Annotated in this window: 13 protein-coding genes and 1 pseudogene; all 14 read left to right on the top strand. The window is 29.2% G+C overall.

Going from position 1 to position 18759, the window contains the following annotated elements:
• Nucleotides 1–46: 46 nt before the first annotated feature.
• Nucleotides 47–619, top strand: a pseudogene (gene nagB / locus HW276_RS11005) (glucosamine-6-phosphate deaminase); the annotation flags it as partial.
• Between the two features lie 221 nt (nt 620–840).
• Nucleotides 841–1989, top strand: coding sequence for an N-acetylglucosamine-6-phosphate deacetylase (nagA, locus tag HW276_RS11000; protein ID WP_178938454.1), 1149 nt, complete (start codon nt 841–843; stop codon nt 1987–1989).
• Between the two features lie 520 nt (nt 1990–2509).
• Nucleotides 2510–3865, top strand: coding sequence for a glucose-6-phosphate isomerase (locus tag HW276_RS10995; protein WP_178938453.1), 1356 nt, complete (start codon nt 2510–2512; stop codon nt 3863–3865).
• A gap of 243 nt (nt 3866–4108) precedes the next feature.
• Entirely contained in the window at nt 4109–5482 is a 1374-nt protein-coding gene (locus HW276_RS10990; RefSeq protein WP_178938452.1) for an aminopeptidase, read from the top strand.
• Between the two features lie 24 nt (nt 5483–5506).
• The gene (locus tag HW276_RS10985; RefSeq protein ID WP_178938451.1) at nt 5507–8560 is read left to right on the top strand and encodes an alpha-amylase family glycosyl hydrolase; all 3054 of its coding nucleotides are present in this window, start codon (nt 5507–5509) and stop codon (nt 8558–8560) included.
• 556 nt (nt 8561–9116) lie between these two features.
• A complete protein-coding gene (locus tag HW276_RS10980; protein WP_178938450.1) occupies nt 9117–12269 on the top strand; it encodes a helicase-related protein in 3153 nt (1050 codons plus the stop codon).
• A complete protein-coding gene (locus HW276_RS10975; protein WP_178938449.1) occupies nt 12270–12983 on the top strand; it encodes a DUF4391 domain-containing protein in 714 nt (237 codons plus the stop codon).
• A gap of 15 nt (nt 12984–12998) precedes the next feature.
• Nucleotides 12999–14930, top strand: a complete 1932-nt coding sequence (locus HW276_RS10970) for a site-specific DNA-methyltransferase (RefSeq protein WP_178938448.1) — start codon at nt 12999–13001, stop codon at nt 14928–14930.
• Nucleotides 14931–14943: 13 nt separating this feature from the next.
• On the top strand, nt 14944–16725 hold the full coding sequence (locus HW276_RS10965; protein WP_178938447.1) for an RNA-directed DNA polymerase: 1782 nt from the start codon (nt 14944–14946) through the stop codon (nt 16723–16725).
• A 74-nt stretch (nt 16726–16799) separates the two neighbouring features.
• Nucleotides 16800–17201, top strand: a complete 402-nt coding sequence (locus HW276_RS10960; RefSeq protein ID WP_178938446.1) for a hypothetical protein — start codon at nt 16800–16802, stop codon at nt 17199–17201.
• Between the two features lie 108 nt (nt 17202–17309).
• On the top strand, nt 17310–17570 hold the full coding sequence (locus HW276_RS10955) for a type II toxin-antitoxin system RelB/DinJ family antitoxin (RefSeq protein ID WP_018498538.1): 261 nt from the start codon (nt 17310–17312) through the stop codon (nt 17568–17570).
• A 4-nt stretch (nt 17571–17574) separates the two neighbouring features.
• On the top strand, nt 17575–17835 hold the full coding sequence (locus tag HW276_RS10950; protein ID WP_178938445.1) for a Txe/YoeB family addiction module toxin: 261 nt from the start codon (nt 17575–17577) through the stop codon (nt 17833–17835).
• Nucleotides 17836–17922: 87 nt separating this feature from the next.
• Nucleotides 17923–18102, top strand: coding sequence for a hypothetical protein (locus HW276_RS10945; protein ID WP_178938444.1), 180 nt, complete (start codon nt 17923–17925; stop codon nt 18100–18102).
• On the top strand, nt 18092–18685 hold the full coding sequence (locus HW276_RS10940; RefSeq protein ID WP_178938443.1) for a GNAT family N-acetyltransferase: 594 nt from the start codon (nt 18092–18094) through the stop codon (nt 18683–18685). Before HW276_RS10945 ends, HW276_RS10940 begins: the two co-directional genes overlap by 11 nt.
• The last annotated feature ends 74 nt before the right edge of the window (nt 18686–18759 follow it).

The following is an 18759-nucleotide window of genomic DNA, read 5'->3' as shown; positions in this document are numbered from 1 at the left end:
AATAATTTTAAAGATTTTAGAACCCTGTGACTTTAGTCGTGGGAGGTTCAGGAATGAGAACTTTTTTAAGCATATTAATATAAAAAAAGAAAATATAAATATTCTAAATGGATGTGCCGAAGATTTAGAGGAAGAATGTCATAACTATGAGGAAAAAATAAAAAAATCTGGCGGAATTCAGCTGTTTTTGGGCGGAGTTGGAGAAGATGGCCATATTGCATTTAATGAGCCAGGTTCGTCGCTTTCTTCACATACACGTGACAAGGATTTGACTTATGACACAATTTTGGCAAATTCCAGATTTTTTGACAATGATATTGAAAAAGTGCCAAAATCAGCCTTGACAATTGGTGTGGGGACGCTTATGGATTCAAAGGAAGTTATGATTCTTGCAAATGGGTATAAAAAGGCCCGTGCAGTTTATCATGGAGTAGAAGGCGGAGTTAATCATCTTTGGACAATTTCGGCTTTGCAGCTGCATAGAAGGGCAGTGCTGGTGATTGATGAGATGGCAGCTTCGGATATAAAGGTTAAGACTTATAAGTATTTTAAGGAAATTGAGGCTAAGAATTTGGATTTGGAAAAATATAAAAAATATTTGATAGAATTGGCAAAATAAGTTTTATTAATTTTCTTATTGTTAATGAATGTTTTTCTAAAGTCTTTATGTTTTTTCTTTTTTTCAAAGCAAGGGAAATCAATTGTCATTTCCTTTGTCTCCATGGCTTGTCTAGGTATTTTTAATTTGATTTAGTTATTAAAAAAAAACAGATTAAGTAGAATAAGAAAAAACATCTTTGACTAAAATATTCTAAAATAAAGAAAGGAACTATTGTTAAGATGATTATAAAAAATGCAAAGATATTTGATGGGGAGAAATTTATTGGGGAAAATGCGGTTTTTTTAGAAGGGAAATTTATAAAAAAGATAGTGAATTTTTCTTTGATTGATAAAAAAGAATTGGAAAATCAGGAAGTTATTGATGTTGAAGGGATGATTTTGTCGCCAGGGTTTATTGATTTGCAGATTAATGGATGCGGAGGAGTGCTGTTTAATGATGATATTTCTAGGGAAGCGTTGGAAATAATGAATGAAACTAATAAAAGATATGGGTGTACTTCGTTTTTGCCTACGCTTATAACTTCTCCAGATGAGAAAATAGAAAAGGCTATTGAGCTTGTGAAGGGAATGGAGGATAAGGAGGAAATTGGAGTTTTGGGGCTTCATATTGAAGGGCCTTATATAAGTGTGGAAAAAAAGGGGATTCATCGTTCTGAATATATAAGAGTTTTGTCGGATGAGATGATTGAGAAAATAGCTAAGGCAGGACCAGAAGTTACTAGAATAATAACGATAGCACCTGAAAAGGCTAAAGTTGAACATTTGAAGAAATTGAGGGATGCTGGGATTAATGTGGCTATTGGGCATACGAATGCAACTTATAAGGAGTGTGTAGAAAAGAAGGAATATTATAATTGCGGAACTCATTTGTATAATGCAATGAGAGGACTGGATTCGAGAGAGCCTGGGGTTGTTGGATTTTTATTCAATAATGATACTACGAATTGCGGGATAATAGTTGATGGACTTCATATAGATTTTGCTTCTGTGGAAATTGCTAAGAAAATAATGAAGGATAGGCTTTATCTTGTGACAGATGCAGTTAGCCCTGCTGGAACAGATAATATGACGGAATTTATGTTTGAAGGCAACAGAGTTTTGTATAGGGATGGAAAATGTATTTCTCCAGAAGGGACTTTGGGGGGATCTTCGCTTGTTATGATAAAAGGGGTGCAAAATCTAGTGGAAGAAGTTCATATTTCGCTTGAGGAAGCACTCAGAATGGCAACTTCCTATCCTGCTGAAGCGGTGGCTATTGATGAAAAATATGGATTTATAAAAGAGGGATATTTTGCAGATTTGACATATTTTGATGAAAAGTTTAATGTGAAGGGGACAATAAGCAAGGGGAAATTGACTAGATATTAAGAATATTTGTATAATAAAACTTAAAATTTCAGGAAAAAATTTTTAAAATTGTAAAATATAAGTGGAAAAATTTGAAAAAAAGTTTGTTTTTTGTTATACTTTAATTGAAAAAAAGTTTGGTAAAAAATTACTTTAAAACGGAAGAAAGTTTTTTGTATATTTTTTATTTTGCTAACTAGCTTGTGGCTTGTAATTTGAAAACTATGTGGTTATCAGGCAAGTTTATGAATTGCTTCAAAATCGAGATATTAAATTGAAATTACAGAGATTTATTTTTATTCGATTTTAAGGTTGTGTTACTATGTGTAAATAAAAGTTTTTTGATTTTCAAAAAATTTAGGAAATAAAATTGTATTAGGAAATTGTAAAAGTAATGGGTATAAAATTTAAGTGATGAGTTTAAAATCTCTTGCTAAAAAATTGAAATGGAAGATTAAAATTGATAAAACCTTTATTAATGGAATTTTACAAACTTTTACAATGGACTAAAATAAAATTGTATATTAAGGAGATAAAAAAAATGAAATTAAATTTTAGCTATCAATTTGCAAAAAATTTTTTTAACGAAGATGAATTAAAACAAATTAAGCCTTATGTGGAATTGTCAAATGAAGTATTGACTTCAAAAACTGGAGCAGGAAATGACTTTTTAGGATGGGTTGATTTGCCTGAAACTTATGATAAAGATGAATTTGCCAGAATTAAAAAGGCGGCTGAAAAAATTAAAAATGATTCGGAAGTTTTAGTTGTAATTGGAATTGGGGGGTCATATTTAGGAGCGAAGGCTGCAATTGAATTTTTATCACACAGTTTTTACAATAACTTGCCAAAAGATAAGAGAAAAACTCCTGAAATTTACTTTGCAGGGACAAATATGAGCGGTGTTTACTTACAACACTTAATCGATGTAGTTGGAGATAGAGATTTTTCAGTAAATGTAATTTCAAAATCTGGAACTACAACTGAACCTGCAATTGCATTCAGAGTATTCAAGAAAATGCTGGAAGAAAAATACGGAAAAGAAGAAGCTGCAAAAAGAATTTATGCTACAACAGATAAAGCGAAGGGAGCATTAAAAACACTTGCTACAGCTGAAGGATATGAAACTTTTGTTGTACCTGACAATGTTGGAGGAAGATTTTCTGTGTTGACTGCAGTAGGACTTTTACCAATCGCTGCGGCTGGAATTGACATTGATGACTTAATGGCTGGAGCAAAAGATGCGATGAATGACTTTGCAAACAAAAATATGGATGAAAATCAGGCTTTACAATATGCGGCTGTTAGAAACATCTTGCATAGAAAAGGAAAAGATTTGGAATTAATGGTAAATTATGAACCAAGAGTTCACTATTTGGCAGAATGGTGGAAACAATTATTTGGAGAATCTGAAGGAAAAGAAGGAAAAGGACTGTATCCAACTTCAGCAGATTTCTCAGCTGATTTACACTCATTAGGTCAATATATTCAACAAGGGCAAAGATTATTTTTTGAAACAGTAGTTTCTATTGGAAAACCTGAAGTGGAATTTGTTATTGAAAGTGACAAGGAAAATCTTGATGGATTGAACTTTATTGCTGGAAAAACATTGGATTATGTAAATAAAAAAGCAACTGATGGAGTAATCTTGGCGCACGTTGATGGAAATGTGCCTAACTTAGGAATAAATATTCCTGAAGTAACTCCTTATCACTTAGGATATACATTCTATTTCTTTGAAAAAGCATGTGGAGTAAGTGGATACCTTTTAGGTGTAAATCCGTTTGATCAGCCTGGAGTAGAAGCATATAAGAAAAATATGTTTGCATTATTAGGAAAACCAGGATATGAAGAAGCTGGAAAAGAATTGGAAAAGAAATTAAACGAAGTTAAATAAATTTGATATTTAGATAAATAAAATTAAATAAATCGAAAAATTAATTTAGTTTGGAAAGAAGGTGGCTGATTCGGGATATTTTTTCAAGCCACCGTTTTTTTGTTATTTTTTATTTAAATGTTGATTTATTAGATCTGTTCGATAACCACGCAAACTTAGAATTTAATAAAATAAAAAAACTTGGGTTGTTGAATATATCTATTATGTTTTTGTTATAATTGAAACTTTGGGAAAGGAAGTAAAATGACAAAGGAAAATTTGTGGAAAAGTTATACAGATGAACAAAAAAAAGTAATATTTGAATTTGCTGAAGACTATAAAAAATATTTGGATTTGGCAAAGACTGAGCGTGAATTTGTAGATTTGACAGAAAAAGAGCTTATAAAAAATGGATTTGTCGATATTAATAAAAAAAGTGAATTGAAAAAGGGGGATAAAATTTATTTTAACAATAGAAATAAAAATATTATTGCGGTAATTGTTGGAAATGATATAAAAAGCGGTATTAATATGATTGTTTCCCACGTTGATTCCCCAAGACTGGATTTGAAGCCTAATCCAATAATGGAAGCTGAAGAATTTGCACTATTGAATACACATTATTATGGTGGAATTAAAAAGTATCAATGGGCTGCGACTCCGTTGGCATTGCACGGTGTAGTTTTTCTGAAGGATGGTGAGAAAATTTCGCTTTCAATTGGAGAGCGGGATGATGAGCCTGTGTTTAGCGTGCCTGATATATTGCCGCATTTGTCGTATAATGTGCAGGATGAAAGAAAGGCAAGGGATGTAATAAAAGGTGAAGAGTTAAAATTGTTATTTGGGAATATGCCTGTAAATGATGAAAATGTAAATAAAAAAATAAAACAGTTTGTGCTTGATAAATTGAAAAAAGATTATGGAATAGAAGAAGATGACTTCTTTACTGCAGAGCTGGAAGTTGTGCCTGCTGGGAAATTGCGAGATGTGGGGCTTGATCAGAGCATGATTGGAGGATACGGGCAAGATGACAGAATTTGTGCATTTACTTCGCTTAGAGCTTTGCTTGAAATAGAGGAAACAGAAAAAACTGTTATGGTTTACTTGACAGATAAGGAAGAAATCGGAAGTGAAGGTTCGACAAGCTTGAAGTCGACATTGCCTGAATATATTGTTGGGAAAATGCTTTCACTTACAGAAAAAAACTATAATGATCAGATATTAAGGGAAACTTTGTGGAATTCTAAAGCCTTGTCATCAGATGTTACCGCTGCAATGAATCCTGTGTATAAATCTGTTCACGATATTGAAAATGTAGCTCGTCTATCTTATGGACTGGCATTCGCTAAATATACTGGAAGCCGTGGAAAATCTATGGCAAATGATGCAGATGCTGAATTTATTCAGGAAATAAGACAAATATTTGATAAAAATGAAATTAAATATCAATCGGGCGGATTTGGAAAAGTTGATGAAGGTGGAGGAGGAACTGTTGCGAAGTTTCTGGCTTACTATGGAATTAGAACGATAGATGCAGGGCCGGCACTTTTATCAATGCACTCTTTATTTGAAATTTCATCAAAAGCGGACTTGTATGAAACATACAGAGCATATAAAGTATTTTTTGAACTAAATTAGAGAGCAGATAATTAGGAGAGTAAAATGGGTTATAAATTAATAATTTACAAAGATAATAAATTTTATAGTGAAGAGAATTTAAAGCAAAAATGGGAAAATTATATATATAAATGGGGAAATGTTGAATCAGGGAGCTATTTCTTTGAAATAAAGGATGAAGAAAGTGGTACAATAAGCGGTGTAACTTACAGCCATACAGCTCCATTTGCCAAAAATTTTGAAGCTGTGGTAGGCGAAAATTTGCCGCCAAAATCAATAACAGGCTTTCAAAAGGGAATAGATATTTATGTGGAATATTCGCCATCTAAAAAGACATTTTCATTAACTAAAATGAAATTTTACAGAATGAATTTGAATATTGCTGATTTTGGATTGGAAAAGGCAGATAAAGTTGAAATTGCGGGGAACTTTAATAGCTGGAAGCCTGATACTGAGCCGATTTATCATTTTGAAGGGACAAATTACGAAGTGACATTGGCTTCACCTGAAGGAGTTTATGAATACAAATATTTGATTGACGGGAAATGGTATCCTGAAAATAGAAATAGAAAGCTTGTAATAGGAGAAAATGGAGCATTATTCGCACAAGGAGATTTGGGAACTGGAAAATTTGTTTATGAAGCGATTGATAAAAATACAAATTTAAAGGCGATTGTTCATAAGTACGACAGTTTGCAATATTTTAACAAATTGTCTGACAGTGAGTATGAGTTTAAAATAAGAACTCAGATGAACGATGTGGAACGTGCATATATAAGCATTGTTTTACACGAAGAAGATAACTATGAAATGATTTACGAACTTGAAAGATATCAGGATAAGACAAATGGATTTGACTATTTTGAAAGAATTATAAACTTCGGAAAAGAAGCTAAAAAACTATTATATTATTTTATTTTAGAGGATAATGGTACAAGAGCCTACTTTAATGGAACAACATTAAGCTACAGCAAGCCCAAAAGACTTGTTGTAAATACAACTTCTAAAGATATACAGCTGTTTAATGTGCCAAATTGGGCAAAAGAAGCTGTCTGGTATAATATTTTCCCAGACAGATTTTACAATGGAAATCATTACAATGATCCGATTTTCAATGAATTTGGACCAGAGGCATTTAAGCCTAACATACTTCATGAACAGAATTTTGTGGAGGAATATAAATGGGAAAAAAGTAACAATGTAATTAGCCATTTTGATAGAAACCGATGGACATCTGACTTTAGGGAACAGACAATATGGGAAAAGCTGGGAGAACGTGAAATTGACTACAGTTTGAAATATGCCAGAATGTACGGTGGAGATTTACAGGGAATCAAGGAAAAAATACCATATATGAAGGAGCTTGGAATTAATGCTGTGTGGCTAAATCCAGTATTTTTCTCGTATCAGAACCATAAGTATGGAGCAAATGACTTTAGACATATTTCGCCAGATTTTGGGACAATAAAGACAAGCGGAGAAACTCATGGCGTGGAAATTAACAGAAATAATAAATATGGGAATAAGTCATACGTGGATGTGCTTGGAAACAAGGCTACGACAAGCAGCGAGCTAAAACTTCTGGAAGTAAACTTAAAGGGTGAAAACAGAGGAAAAAATGGATATGGAGAAACAGAAGATCCAGCTACCTGGGTTTGGACAGAGTCAGACTTGATAATGGTTGACTTGATAAAGGAATTTCATAAAAATGGTATTCGTGTAATATTTGACGGAGTTTTCAATCATAGCAGCAGTGAGCACTGGACATTTAATATGGTGCTTGCAGATGGGGAAAATTCTAAATATAAGGACTGGTATAAATTTACAGATTTTGGACAGCATGTTCAGATTACAGATGATATGAGTGATGAGCAGGCATTTGAAACATTAATTGCAAATAGAAAGAGAACTATTTATAACGCCTGGGGTGGATTTGACTCGCTTCCTGAATTTAACACTTTTAATCAGGAATATAAAGAATACATTTTTAATATTACAAGAAAATGGATGTGCGGACCTGATGGAAAAGAAAGTGAAAACTGGATGGAAGATGATGGAATCGACGGATGGCGTTTAGATGTGCCAAACTGTCTTGAAAATCAAAATTTCTGGAATGAATGGAGAGAAGTTGTAAAAGGCAGCAAGAAGGATTCCTACATAACTGCCGAACTTTGGGGAAATGCTTCAGGAGATATTAACGGCGGAAATAAATTTGACACTGTAATGAACTATGAATGGCTAAAAACAGTTATCGGATTTTTCATAAACCAAAGCCGTGAAGGTGGAGTAAGATACAAGTTGAAGGCACAGGACTTTTTCAATGAACTTCGAGAAAAAAGAACCTGGTATCCATATCAGGCATTGCAGGCAAGCCAAAATCTAAATGGTTCACACGATACAGATAGACTTTATTCAAGAATCGTAAACGATGTGGTTGGAAGAAATTTGGAAGAAGGAAAGCAGTTAGAAAAAGGATACAACGGAATTCGTCCTGACCTGGCTTCAAACTATCATCCAAATACAACGATAGATTGGCGAAACAGCCCAATTAAACCCAAAGACATACTAAAATTAATTTCAATATTCCAAATGACTTATATTGGAGCACCAATGCTATTTTACGGTGATGAAGTCGGAATGTGGGGAGCAACAGATCCATACTGCAGAAAGCCAATGTTATGGAAGGAATTTTTATACGATGATGAGAAAAATCCGTCACACATTAACCAAAATGAAGTTTATTCGCAAAAAGTCGACAGCGATCTATTTGAATGGTATAAAAAATTAATAAGAATTCGTCTTGAAAATAAAACACTTATTTACGGTAAATTTAGAGAAGTATTTGCCGACAATGAACGAGATGTAATTGCATACGAAAGAGTAATCGAAGATCAATTAATCATTGTTGTAATAAACAATTCATTTAACAGCTGGGAAAATGTGGAATTTGAAACAAATTATCAGGACGAAAGATTTATCGATCTGGTAACAGAAGGCAGAACATTTAGAACAGGTTCAAATGGGAAAATTAAGTTGGATCTAAAGGCGAAAGAAGGATTGATTTTGCGAAAAGTGAGGATAGATGGGGATTATGAGTAAGGATAGTCGGTTGAAAGATTAAATATAATTTTTGTTAAGATAAAAGGAACTATGATTTTGGGTAGTTCCTTTTTTTGTTTATGTGTAGTATTAAATCCAGTTTGAAAAATTTATTTGTTTTCTGGTAAAGGATTAAGAGATCTTGGTAAATAGGATTTATAATGGATCTATTATTTTAATAGGAAATAGTATAAAAGTAGATTTGTTATGATTTTATATTAATTTTTGTTTAAATGGTAGGTTTATTTTAGAAAAGGGAAAAATCAAATAGTAATACTATTTCCCATTAAAACAAGAGAGTTTTTATAATTCTGTTCAGCAAGGGGTTTTGACCCCTTGTCAGAAAGTAGATAGTAAATCGTTTCTTTTTTCAAATGGGTTTTAGTATAAAATTACTTTTTATTGAAAAAAGATGGTAAATTGTGAAAAAATAGTGAGAATATAAGAAATTGTGGTATAATAGTTAGAAGAAAAAGAAAATTAAGTTACTAGTTTAATTAATACAGGGGGAATTAATCGAGGTTGTAAAAACTAAAATGTAGAGGATAGTGAAAGAATGGGAAATTCAGCGAAAAAGTTTATTGAGAAGATAAATGAAGTTTTATCGGAAAAAGAAAATGCTGTGGTGAATATCATTAATGATAAATTAACCATATCAGTTTTTACGGCACTGGAAAAAAATTTAAAAAATGTGAAGGAAATAAATTTTATTATAAGAGATACGAAGTTTATTCCTAAAAATAATGAAATATCAAGAGAATTTGAGATAACACCTAATGATATTTTGTACAATTCTTATGATATAAAGGAAAAAAATAAGTTGAAGCATTTTGCTAAGGCAAAGACTATGTATGATTTTATAAAAAATAATGTAAATGTCAGAAAAGTAAAGCCATATCAGAAAGTAAACGGGAATATTTTAATAATTGATGATGATTTTATGATTCAGGGGACATCATCACTTGAAATATATGAAAAAAGAGTAAATCGCTACGATTTTGATACAACAATAAAAGGAGAATCAGAAAAATCCCAGATACTTGGCATGTCGAAAATATATGATGAAATTTGGAATAACAATGATGTAACACAAGATTATAAACAGGAACTATTAGAAAGTCTAGAATTTGTTTATAAAAATTATAACCCTGAATTTTTGTATTATTTCACATTAAATGAATTGTTTGGAGATAGGCTGGATAGCGGAATTGAAAGATTTGAAAATGATAGTGAGAAATTTAAAAAGACTGAAATTTGGAATTCACTTTTTGATTTTCAGAAAGACTGTGTCGTTTCTGCTATACAAAAACTTCAGAAATATGGAGGATGTATAATTGCTGATTCAGTAGGATTGGGAAAAACATTTGAAGCACTTGCTGTGATTAAATATTTTGAAATAAGAAATGATAATGTATTAGTTCTTACACCAGCAAAATTATACGATAACTGGCGTTCTTTTACAGGAAATTATAAAGATAGTTTTTTGAATGAAATGTTTAATTATAAAATTATGTTTCATACAGATTTATCAAGAACCAAGGGAGAATCAAAATCAGGTTATGAACTAAGCAGATTTGACTGGTCAAAATTTGATTTAGTTGTGATAGATGAGTCACATAATTTTAGAAATCGGATTGCTAAATATGATGAGAATGATGAATTAATAATGAATAGATATTTTAAACTACTTCATGATGTAATAAAAAGTGGTAAAAATACGAAAGTCCTTTTATTGTCTGCAACTCCAGTAAATAATAGTCTTGTAGATTTAAAAAATCAAATTTCAATTATAACATCAGATCATGATGATGCATTTAGTGAACAAGGTATTTCGAGCGTAGGATATTTACTGAAAAAAGCAACACAAGTTATAAATGACTGGGAAAAAGAAGGAAGTCAGAAAAAAGATGAGTTACTGGATAATTTGCCGTCAGATTTTTATAAATTGCTAGAAATGATGACAATATCAAGAAGCAGAAAACATATTACAAATTATTATGGAACAAAAAATATAGGGAAATTTCCTCAAAAGAATAAGCCGATTACATATTATCCAGAAATTGATAGTCAAAACCAGTTATTGAATTTTAAAAATACAAATTCTATTTTAGAAGAATTAAATTTATCAGTTTACACACCAACTAAATTTATAAAAAGTGAAAAATTAAATTATTATATCAATAAGTATAAGTTATCAGGGAATCGTGGTGGAAAAATGGATTTTGATACACAGTCGAAAGGTCTTGTATATTTGCATAGAACAAACTTGTTTAAAAGATTGGAAAGTTCAGTTTTTTCATTTTCTGAAACCTTGAAAAGATTGATTGAAAATATTGATCAGACAATAGAAAATTTAAATAAGGGACAGCAGATTGAAGAAAATCTTGATGTGGAAAATGAAGATGAAATCTATATTGAAAGAAGTAAATATGAAATAAAGGTAGAAGATTTGAGAATAAATGCCTATCTTGAGGAGTTGTATAACGATAGAGATATTGTAAAAAGAATATATGATGAAACATTGATTTTATTGAAAGAAGATAGGGATAATAAGATTCATGAATTAGAAAAAATTGTAGGAAATAAAGTTGATAACACACCATATAATCCAGGAAATAGAAAAATATTGATTTTTACAGCATTTGCCGATACAGCGAACTATATCTATTCTAAGCTGCTAAAAAAATTCGAGGGGAAAAATATTAGCATTGCAAGTGTTACAGGTAAAGGAGTAAAAACTTCAAATAAAAAGGTAAAAGAGGATTTTCACAGTATTTTGAGTGCATTTTCGCCAAAATCTAAACTGAAGATTGAAATTCCTCAAGATGAGCAAATAGATATTATAGTTGCAACAGACTGTATTTCAGAAGGACAGAATTTGCAAGATTGTGATACGGTAATAAACTTTGATATTCAATGGAATCCTGTATCTCTTATTCAGAGATTTGGAAGAATAGATAGAATTGGAAGTAAAAATGATAATATACAAATGATTAACTTTTTCCCAAATGCAGATTTAAATGAATATTTGGACTTGGAGAGAAGAGTAAAAGGGAAAATGACAACATTAAATATAGCTTCTACTGGGGATGAAGATATGCTTAATCCTGAAATGAATGATTTTAATTTTAGAAAGAGACAATTAGAAAAACTGAAGGAAGAAGTAATTGATATAGAGGATACAAATGAAAATATTTCATTGACAGATCTGAATATGAATGAGTATTTGTACGAACTTTCAAATTATGTAAATAATCATAAGGAAATAAGCAAAATACCTAAAGGAATTTATTCTGTAAACGAAAGTGAACAAAAAGGAGTATTATTCTGCTTTAAACATAGTAAAAATGATGCTAAACCTAAGAATGACAGTTCCCTTTATCCTTATTACCTGATTTTTGTGAACAACAACAAAGAAATTCTATTTAAAAACAGTCAGGCAAGGGAAGTTATAAAACTTTTTAGACAGCTATGCTATGAAAAAAATGAAGTTCAGGAAAAAGTTTTAAAGGAGTTCTTTAAAAATACGAAAAATGCTACTGAAATGGGATTTTATTCTGAATTGCTTAATACTGCGGTAAACAGTATAAAAGGTGAAGAGGAAGAAAAGGCTGTTCAGACAGTGTTTGATTTTTCAGGATTTAATAACAATTTTAAAGATGACACAACAGATGATTTTGAGTTGGTATCTTTTCTGGTGGTGGGTTAGATGATAAATATTCCCGAAAGATATGAAATTAATCAGGAAATAAAATTGAAAAATCTTATTCTAAAGGAATTTAAGCCTATTGAAAAAAAGAAAATAAAAGAATATATAAAATCAGTAACATTGAAATATATGATAAATGATGAGGAGATTCCAAGTGTAGAAGATGAAAAATATAATTTTAAGGTAATTCAGTATTTTGATTTTGAAATAACTGATATAAAAAAAGCTGGATTTCTTGCCAATCTATATCAAGAATCAATTAAATCGCCATGTATATTAAGATTTTACGATAATTCAAAAGAGTTGTATTCACTAGCTTTAAAAAGATTAAATCAAAATGACAGAAATGAAATAGTAGTTACAGATACTGTAATGACTGAAACATTTGATTTGTCAATGTCAGGTTCAGCAAAAAGGGAAGTGGAAGGAGTTTTAGACTATTCTAAAACACTGAATCGAACTAACAAAGTTAATTTTTATTCAGAAATATTTATAAAAAATTACATTTTAAAAAATCAGAAGTATTATCAAAAGTCAGGAAATATTTTAGAAAGTTTAATATGGTATGACAGAAATAAAACGATTAATATTTTTGAAAATTTTAAAAATCTTGTGATGTACAAGGAAAAAATAAAATCAACTATTAGAAATAGTGAGAAAGTAGAAATTAATAAAAAAATCAGAGAGATAATTTCTGAATTGGATAAATATTAGAATTTTGGAGGAAAAATGGAAAATAATAAAATAAAAAAAGAGATAAATGACATAGTAAATGACAATTTAAAAGCACTGGAGCAATTATTTCCATCTGCTGTAAAGGATGGACAGCTGGATATAAAGGCATTGAAGGAAGAGTTGGGAAATTTTGAAGAAGTAGGAATTGAAAGATATGAGCTAAACTGGGCTGGAAAACAAAATGCAAAAAAAATAGTACAGCAGGGAATTGGAAATAAAACATTGAAATTTGTGGAAAAAGATAGTAAAAATGCTGATACAACAGAAAATATATATATCGAAGGAGATAATCTGGAAGTATTGAAACTGTTAAGACAGAATTATTACAATTCAATAAAAATGATATATATTGATCCGCCATATAATACAGGAAATGATTTTGTCTATAATGATATTTTTAAAAAAGGTAACGATGAAAGTGATAAAGAAGAAGGCTATGTAACTGAAACAGGAGAAAGATTGGAAAAAAATACTAAATCAAATAATAGTAGATTTCATACAAACTGGCTGAATATGATGTATCCAAGATTGAAACTGGCTAGAGATTTACTGACTGATGATGGTGTGATATTTATAAGTATTGATGATAATGAGCAGGCTAACCTAAAGAGATTGTGTGATGAGATTTTTGGGGAGAAGAATTTTAGAAATTCCATTTTAGTTAGAAGAAGAGTGAAATCACTTAATATTCAATTTGCTGATAAAGGGTTAAAATCATTTAATGTTGGAACTGAAAATATTTTGGTATACTCAAAATCAGAAAGTTTTTTATTTAAAATGATTGAACAAGTTAAAGAAGAAATTAGAGAAGGGTATTGGGCAGGATTTTGGTCTGGTGCAGATAGACCTACTATGAGATATGAAATATTAGGTTTTACTCCATCTGTTGGTCAATGGAGATGGGGAAAAGAAAAGGCTGAAGAAGCAGTAAGAAATTATATTAATTGGAAAAATAATTTTTCTGAAATCCCATTTGAAATTTATGCCGAGAAGAACTCTAATTTGAAATTTATTAAGCGAGATATAAATGGAAAAGGTCAAAATGGAGGTGTTCAATATTGGATAAATGCAAATAATGCACAAATGAGAACAAGTAATTGGACTGATATTGAGGTATCTCAAATTCATAAGTATTTTGATATTCCATTTGATAACCCTAAAAATATAAAACTTATACAAGAAATTATTAAATCTTCTGAAGAAGAAAAAGATGTTATTATCCTAGATTTTTTCTCAGGTTCAGCAACAACAGCTCATGCCGTTATGCAGTTAAACAGTGAAGATAATGGAAATAGAAAATATATAATGGTTCAATTACCTGAATCAACCGATGAAAAATCAGAAGCATTTAAGGCTGGATATAAAAATATTGCAGAAATTGGAAAAGAGAGAATCAGACGTGCCGGAGAAAAGATAAAACAGGAAATAGAAGAATATAACTCAAATCCGAAACTTGGAGAAGAGCTTAAAAAAGTTCCAGATATTGGATTTAAAGTATTTAAAGTGGACGATACAAATATAAAATGGTACGACTTGGAGAATTTCAATGAAGATGGTCAGTATTCTTTTGATGACCCTGATTCATTGGATTTTGTACTTGGAAGCAATGATATTGATATTATTTATGAAATAATGTTAAGACAAAATGATGTTCTGTTGTCAGAAAAGATAGAATTTTTAACAGATATTGGAAATAGAACTTATTTATATGCAGGTTTATATCTAATATGTCTTGAAACAGAAATAACAGAGGAAATGGTGGAAAAATTAGCTTCATTAGAGCCATTACCAATAAAATTTGTATTTAGAGATTCAGCATTTAAGGATAATATTTCATTGAAAGATGAGACTTTTAGGAAGTTGAGAAGTCTGATTGAGAGAAATTCGGGGGAGAGTAAGGTTAGTTATAGGGTTGAGTTTATTTAGGAGAGGAATAATAATGGAAAATAAAATTAGGAAAATTTATAATCATATTTTTCAGATAGATTTTTTGATAAAATATGGGTATTATGATGTATCAATAAAGAAAAAAAATAGTATAAAAGACGAAAAGTATTTATATGAAGTATCAGAGGGAACATCAGATGCTTTTTTTTCAAGAATTTTTAATATGACTGCAGTTGCTAAATTTATTAAAAATATGAATGATATTGATAAAGAAAAGTTTTTTAATGTAGACGATAATAAAAAAATTAACAACTATAAAGCAACAGAACCGATATATTTTTCAATACCCAAAAATATATCAAATAGGAGACTCTATAAATTGCCCAATCTTTACAGTTATTTATTATTAGCATTTTTTGTTAATAAAAATAAGGAGGAATTTATAAAAATATTTGAAAAAAATAAGCTTTCGACTTCTAAATTTTTTAATTTTTATGGGTTTGTGGATACCGAGGAGTTAAGACAAAAATTATTATATTCTGGAATAAGAAGATTGCATTTAGATTTATCAAATTTTTATCATACTTTATACACACATAGTATTCCTTGGATGATTGATGGCAAAGTTAATGCAAAAAGTAATAAAAAAGATGGATTTTCAAATAGTTTAGATACTTTAATTAGAAAATGTCAATATGATGAAACATATGGAATTCCTACAGGCAATTTAATTTCTAGATTAGTGTCTGAACTATATATGTGCTATTTTGATAAAAAAATAGAAGAACACGGATTTAGATATTCGAGATACGTTGATGATATTTGTTTTCCATATTCATTTGAGAGTGAAGAAATAGAATTTTTAAGTATATTTAGAAAAATTTGTAAAGAACATAATCTAATGATTAATGAGAGTAAGACTCAGATTGAGAATTTTCCTTTTTTAAACAAGAGTGATAAAACAAAAATTTTTGGTTATTTTGATAATATTGAAGAAAAATTAACGATAGAGAAATGGGTTGAAAAAATTAAAAACTTTATAGATTATTGTATTGCAGAAGAGGCATCAGGTAATAAAGGAGTAATAAAATGTATTTTTTCAGGTTTAAAAAAAATAAATCCTAAAAATAATAAGATAAATGAAATATTTAGTTTTTATTCTTCAAAAACAAATTTTAATATTTTTGAAAAAATTTTAGATGCTTCTTTAAAGGATTCAAAATTAACAAATAAATTTATTGATTTATTTGAAACATTAAAAAGAAAAGGATTTAAGAGAGAAAATGCTGAAAAAATTGTTAATGAATATTTCAGTAATAATAAAATAGAGTATCAAAAAAAAATAGATTATTATTTGAAAAATAACTATAATCAGGAACTTTATCAAATTTTACTTTTATCTATTGAATTTAATTCAAATATTTTATTTGATAAAGGAAATTTACAAAAGATAATTTCAATAGAAAGTGATGATTTTTGTTTAACTTTAGCAACAATATTATTTTATAGAATAGAAAAATCATTAGAAGATTTGCTACCTAAAATAGATAAATTGTTTATTGAAACTAACAATAGATATTCTCATCAACCTGTTATGGCACAACAATTTTGGTTCTATAGATATTTTATATATTCTATTACAAAAAAGAATGATAAAATTTTAAAAGAGATAAAACAATATTGTAAGAATCATAATTATACTCTTACCAAAAATGGAAAGTATTACCAATCTGAGTTGTTTTGGGAATATAAGAAAGAATCACATAAAATTAATGATTTCTATGATGAGTTACTCAAAAATGAAGTTGAATTAGTATTTTTAAATGATTTTTAAAAAAGTCAAGTAAGGACAATGACAACTAAATAAAAAGAGACATAAAACCATTATTAAAGAAAGGAAAATTAAAAATGATTGTAAATCTATTTATGGGATTAATTTTAATGGCTTCTGTATTTCTTACAGGTGGTCTGGGTTTAGGCATAATTTATATTATGGAATATTGTAGAAAGAAAACGAAAGAGAATACAGGAAAAGAAAATGAGTTATTGTTCATTATTTTAGGTTTAATAATTTATATGATATATCAGTTTTGGTTTTACATAATGCTTGAATCGGAAGGAATTCTTTCTTTTTACTGGTCAACATTAGGTAGTTGGATTTATTTTGAATTTTCTAAAATTGGAATGCTAGAAAATATGAAAAAAACAGGTGGAGATACAAGATTTTTCGATAAAAATAAATATTTGCTTTATTTAATTTTGGTAATATTTTGTATTATTAATGTGATTGTGTATGAGTGTATTAAATAAAAGAAATAGCTTCAACACATTATATATATATTGTATATTTTTTGTAAAGAAAATGATTGACAAAATGAAAGTTATAGAGTATACTTGCAATTAAGGAGAGTGATTAATATGGCACAGGCAATGATTAATTTTCGTATTGATGAAAAAATTAAAAAAGAAATGGAAAAAATATGTCGTGAAATGGGAATGTCAATGACAACTGCATTTACGATATTTGCCACTAAAGTTACTAAAGAAAAAAGGATACCTTTTGAAATTACTGCAGATCCGTTTTATTCTGAAAGTAATATGAAATATTTAGAAAAAGTTATTGCAGATATTGAATCAGGAAAAGCAAAATTAGTAGAACATGATTTGATTGAAGAGTGATAACATGAAAATATTGTGGGAGGAAAAAGCTTGGGGTGATTACTGCCAGTGGCAGCAGAAAGATAAGAAAATTCTGAAAAAAATAAACAGTATAATAAAAGATATACAAAGAAATTGGTATACAGGTATTGGAAAACCTGAAGCACTAAAAAATAATTTAAGTGGCTGGTGGAGCAGAAGAATTGATGAAAAAAATAGAGTTGTTTATAAAATAAAAAATAATGCGATTATAATAGCATCATGTAAAGGTCATTATGAGTTATAGAATAAATTGAAATCTAATTGACACTCTAAAATATATATGATATTATAAAAATGAAAATAAGATTAAAAAAGAGGGAGAGTGGTAATTATGGCTACAGAAAGTATATTACTTGATGCTTTGAGAATTCCTGCAAGATATGCAGATGAAGTACTGGAAGCAATGGAGAGTAAAAAGAAAGTTAAAAAACTTGATGTTGATTTTGAAATTGTAGATGACCCAGAAGAAATAAGAAAAATGTTTGGATATTCTTTAAAGGATGAAGAATAATAGAATTATTTCATTACAGGATATAATAGCAGATATAAAAGATGAGGAGTATATTAAAGAAAAAATATTGAAGCAGTTTAAAAGTAGAGATAGAAATAGTATTGAGGATTTTCTACATAATAAAGCTATAAATTTTGAAAAAAGTTCTTTATCTGCCACTCATCTAATCCGTAATGATAAAAGTGGGGAAATATTGGGGTATTTTACATTTGCAAATAAAAGTTTGATTATTGAAAAGGAAAATTTTCTTAGTCTTAGTAAGACACAGCAGAAAAGATTTTCACAGAGTGGAAGAAAATTAAAAGATGGAAGTTATGTTGTAAACAGTTTTTTGCTGGCACAAATAGGGAAAAATTATAATATTTCTGATAAAAATATGATAACAGGTAATGAAATAATATCATTGGCACATGAATTATTATTAATCGTAAAAAAAATCATAAATACAAAATATTTATGGTTAGAATGTGAAGATAACAGTTCACTAATAGGATTTTATTCAAATTATGGATTCAATCTGATAAAAGAATTTAGTTCAGAAAATAAATTAAGAACAATGATACTAAGATTAGATAATTTTTAAAAATAAAGATTTTATAAGTTTCTTTTATCAAAAATGATAATCGAGGCTTTTTTATTACGAATTTATTAATAAAA

It is taken from the genome of Leptotrichia sp. oral taxon 417 (assembly GCF_013394865.1).
Lineage (GTDB): Bacteria > Fusobacteriota > Fusobacteriia > Fusobacteriales > Leptotrichiaceae > Leptotrichia > Leptotrichia wadei_A.
This window is presented reverse-complemented; position numbering and strand designations above follow the sequence as displayed.

What these genes read in the sequence shown, in the direction of transcription:
- HW276_RS10995 (WP_178938453.1), top strand. Translation starts at nt 2,510, where the DNA reads ATGAAATTAAATTTTAGCTATCAATTTGCAAAAAATTTTTTTAACGAA.
- HW276_RS10975 (WP_178938449.1), top strand. Translation starts at nt 12,270, where the DNA reads ATGATAAATATTCCCGAAAGATATGAAATTAATCAGGAAATAAAATTG.
- HW276_RS10990 (WP_178938452.1), top strand. Translation starts at nt 4,109, where the DNA reads ATGACAAAGGAAAATTTGTGGAAAAGTTATACAGATGAACAAAAAAAA.
- HW276_RS10970 (WP_178938448.1), top strand. Translation starts at nt 12,999, where the DNA reads ATGGAAAATAATAAAATAAAAAAAGAGATAAATGACATAGTAAATGAC.
- HW276_RS10965 (WP_178938447.1), top strand. Translation starts at nt 14,944, where the DNA reads ATGGAAAATAAAATTAGGAAAATTTATAATCATATTTTTCAGATAGAT.
- HW276_RS10980 (WP_178938450.1), top strand. Translation starts at nt 9,117, where the DNA reads ATGGGAAATTCAGCGAAAAAGTTTATTGAGAAGATAAATGAAGTTTTA.
- HW276_RS10950 (WP_178938445.1), top strand. Translation starts at nt 17,575, where the DNA reads ATGAAAATATTGTGGGAGGAAAAAGCTTGGGGTGATTACTGCCAGTGG.
- HW276_RS10985 (WP_178938451.1), top strand. Translation starts at nt 5,507, where the DNA reads ATGGGTTATAAATTAATAATTTACAAAGATAATAAATTTTATAGTGAA.
- HW276_RS10945 (WP_178938444.1), top strand. Translation starts at nt 17,923, where the DNA reads ATGGCTACAGAAAGTATATTACTTGATGCTTTGAGAATTCCTGCAAGA.
- HW276_RS10940 (WP_178938443.1), top strand. Translation starts at nt 18,092, where the DNA reads ATGAAGAATAATAGAATTATTTCATTACAGGATATAATAGCAGATATA.
- nagA (WP_178938454.1), top strand. Translation starts at nt 841, where the DNA reads ATGATTATAAAAAATGCAAAGATATTTGATGGGGAGAAATTTATTGGG.
- HW276_RS10955 (WP_018498538.1), top strand. Translation starts at nt 17,310, where the DNA reads ATGGCACAGGCAATGATTAATTTTCGTATTGATGAAAAAATTAAAAAA.
- HW276_RS10960 (WP_178938446.1), top strand. Translation starts at nt 16,800, where the DNA reads ATGATTGTAAATCTATTTATGGGATTAATTTTAATGGCTTCTGTATTT.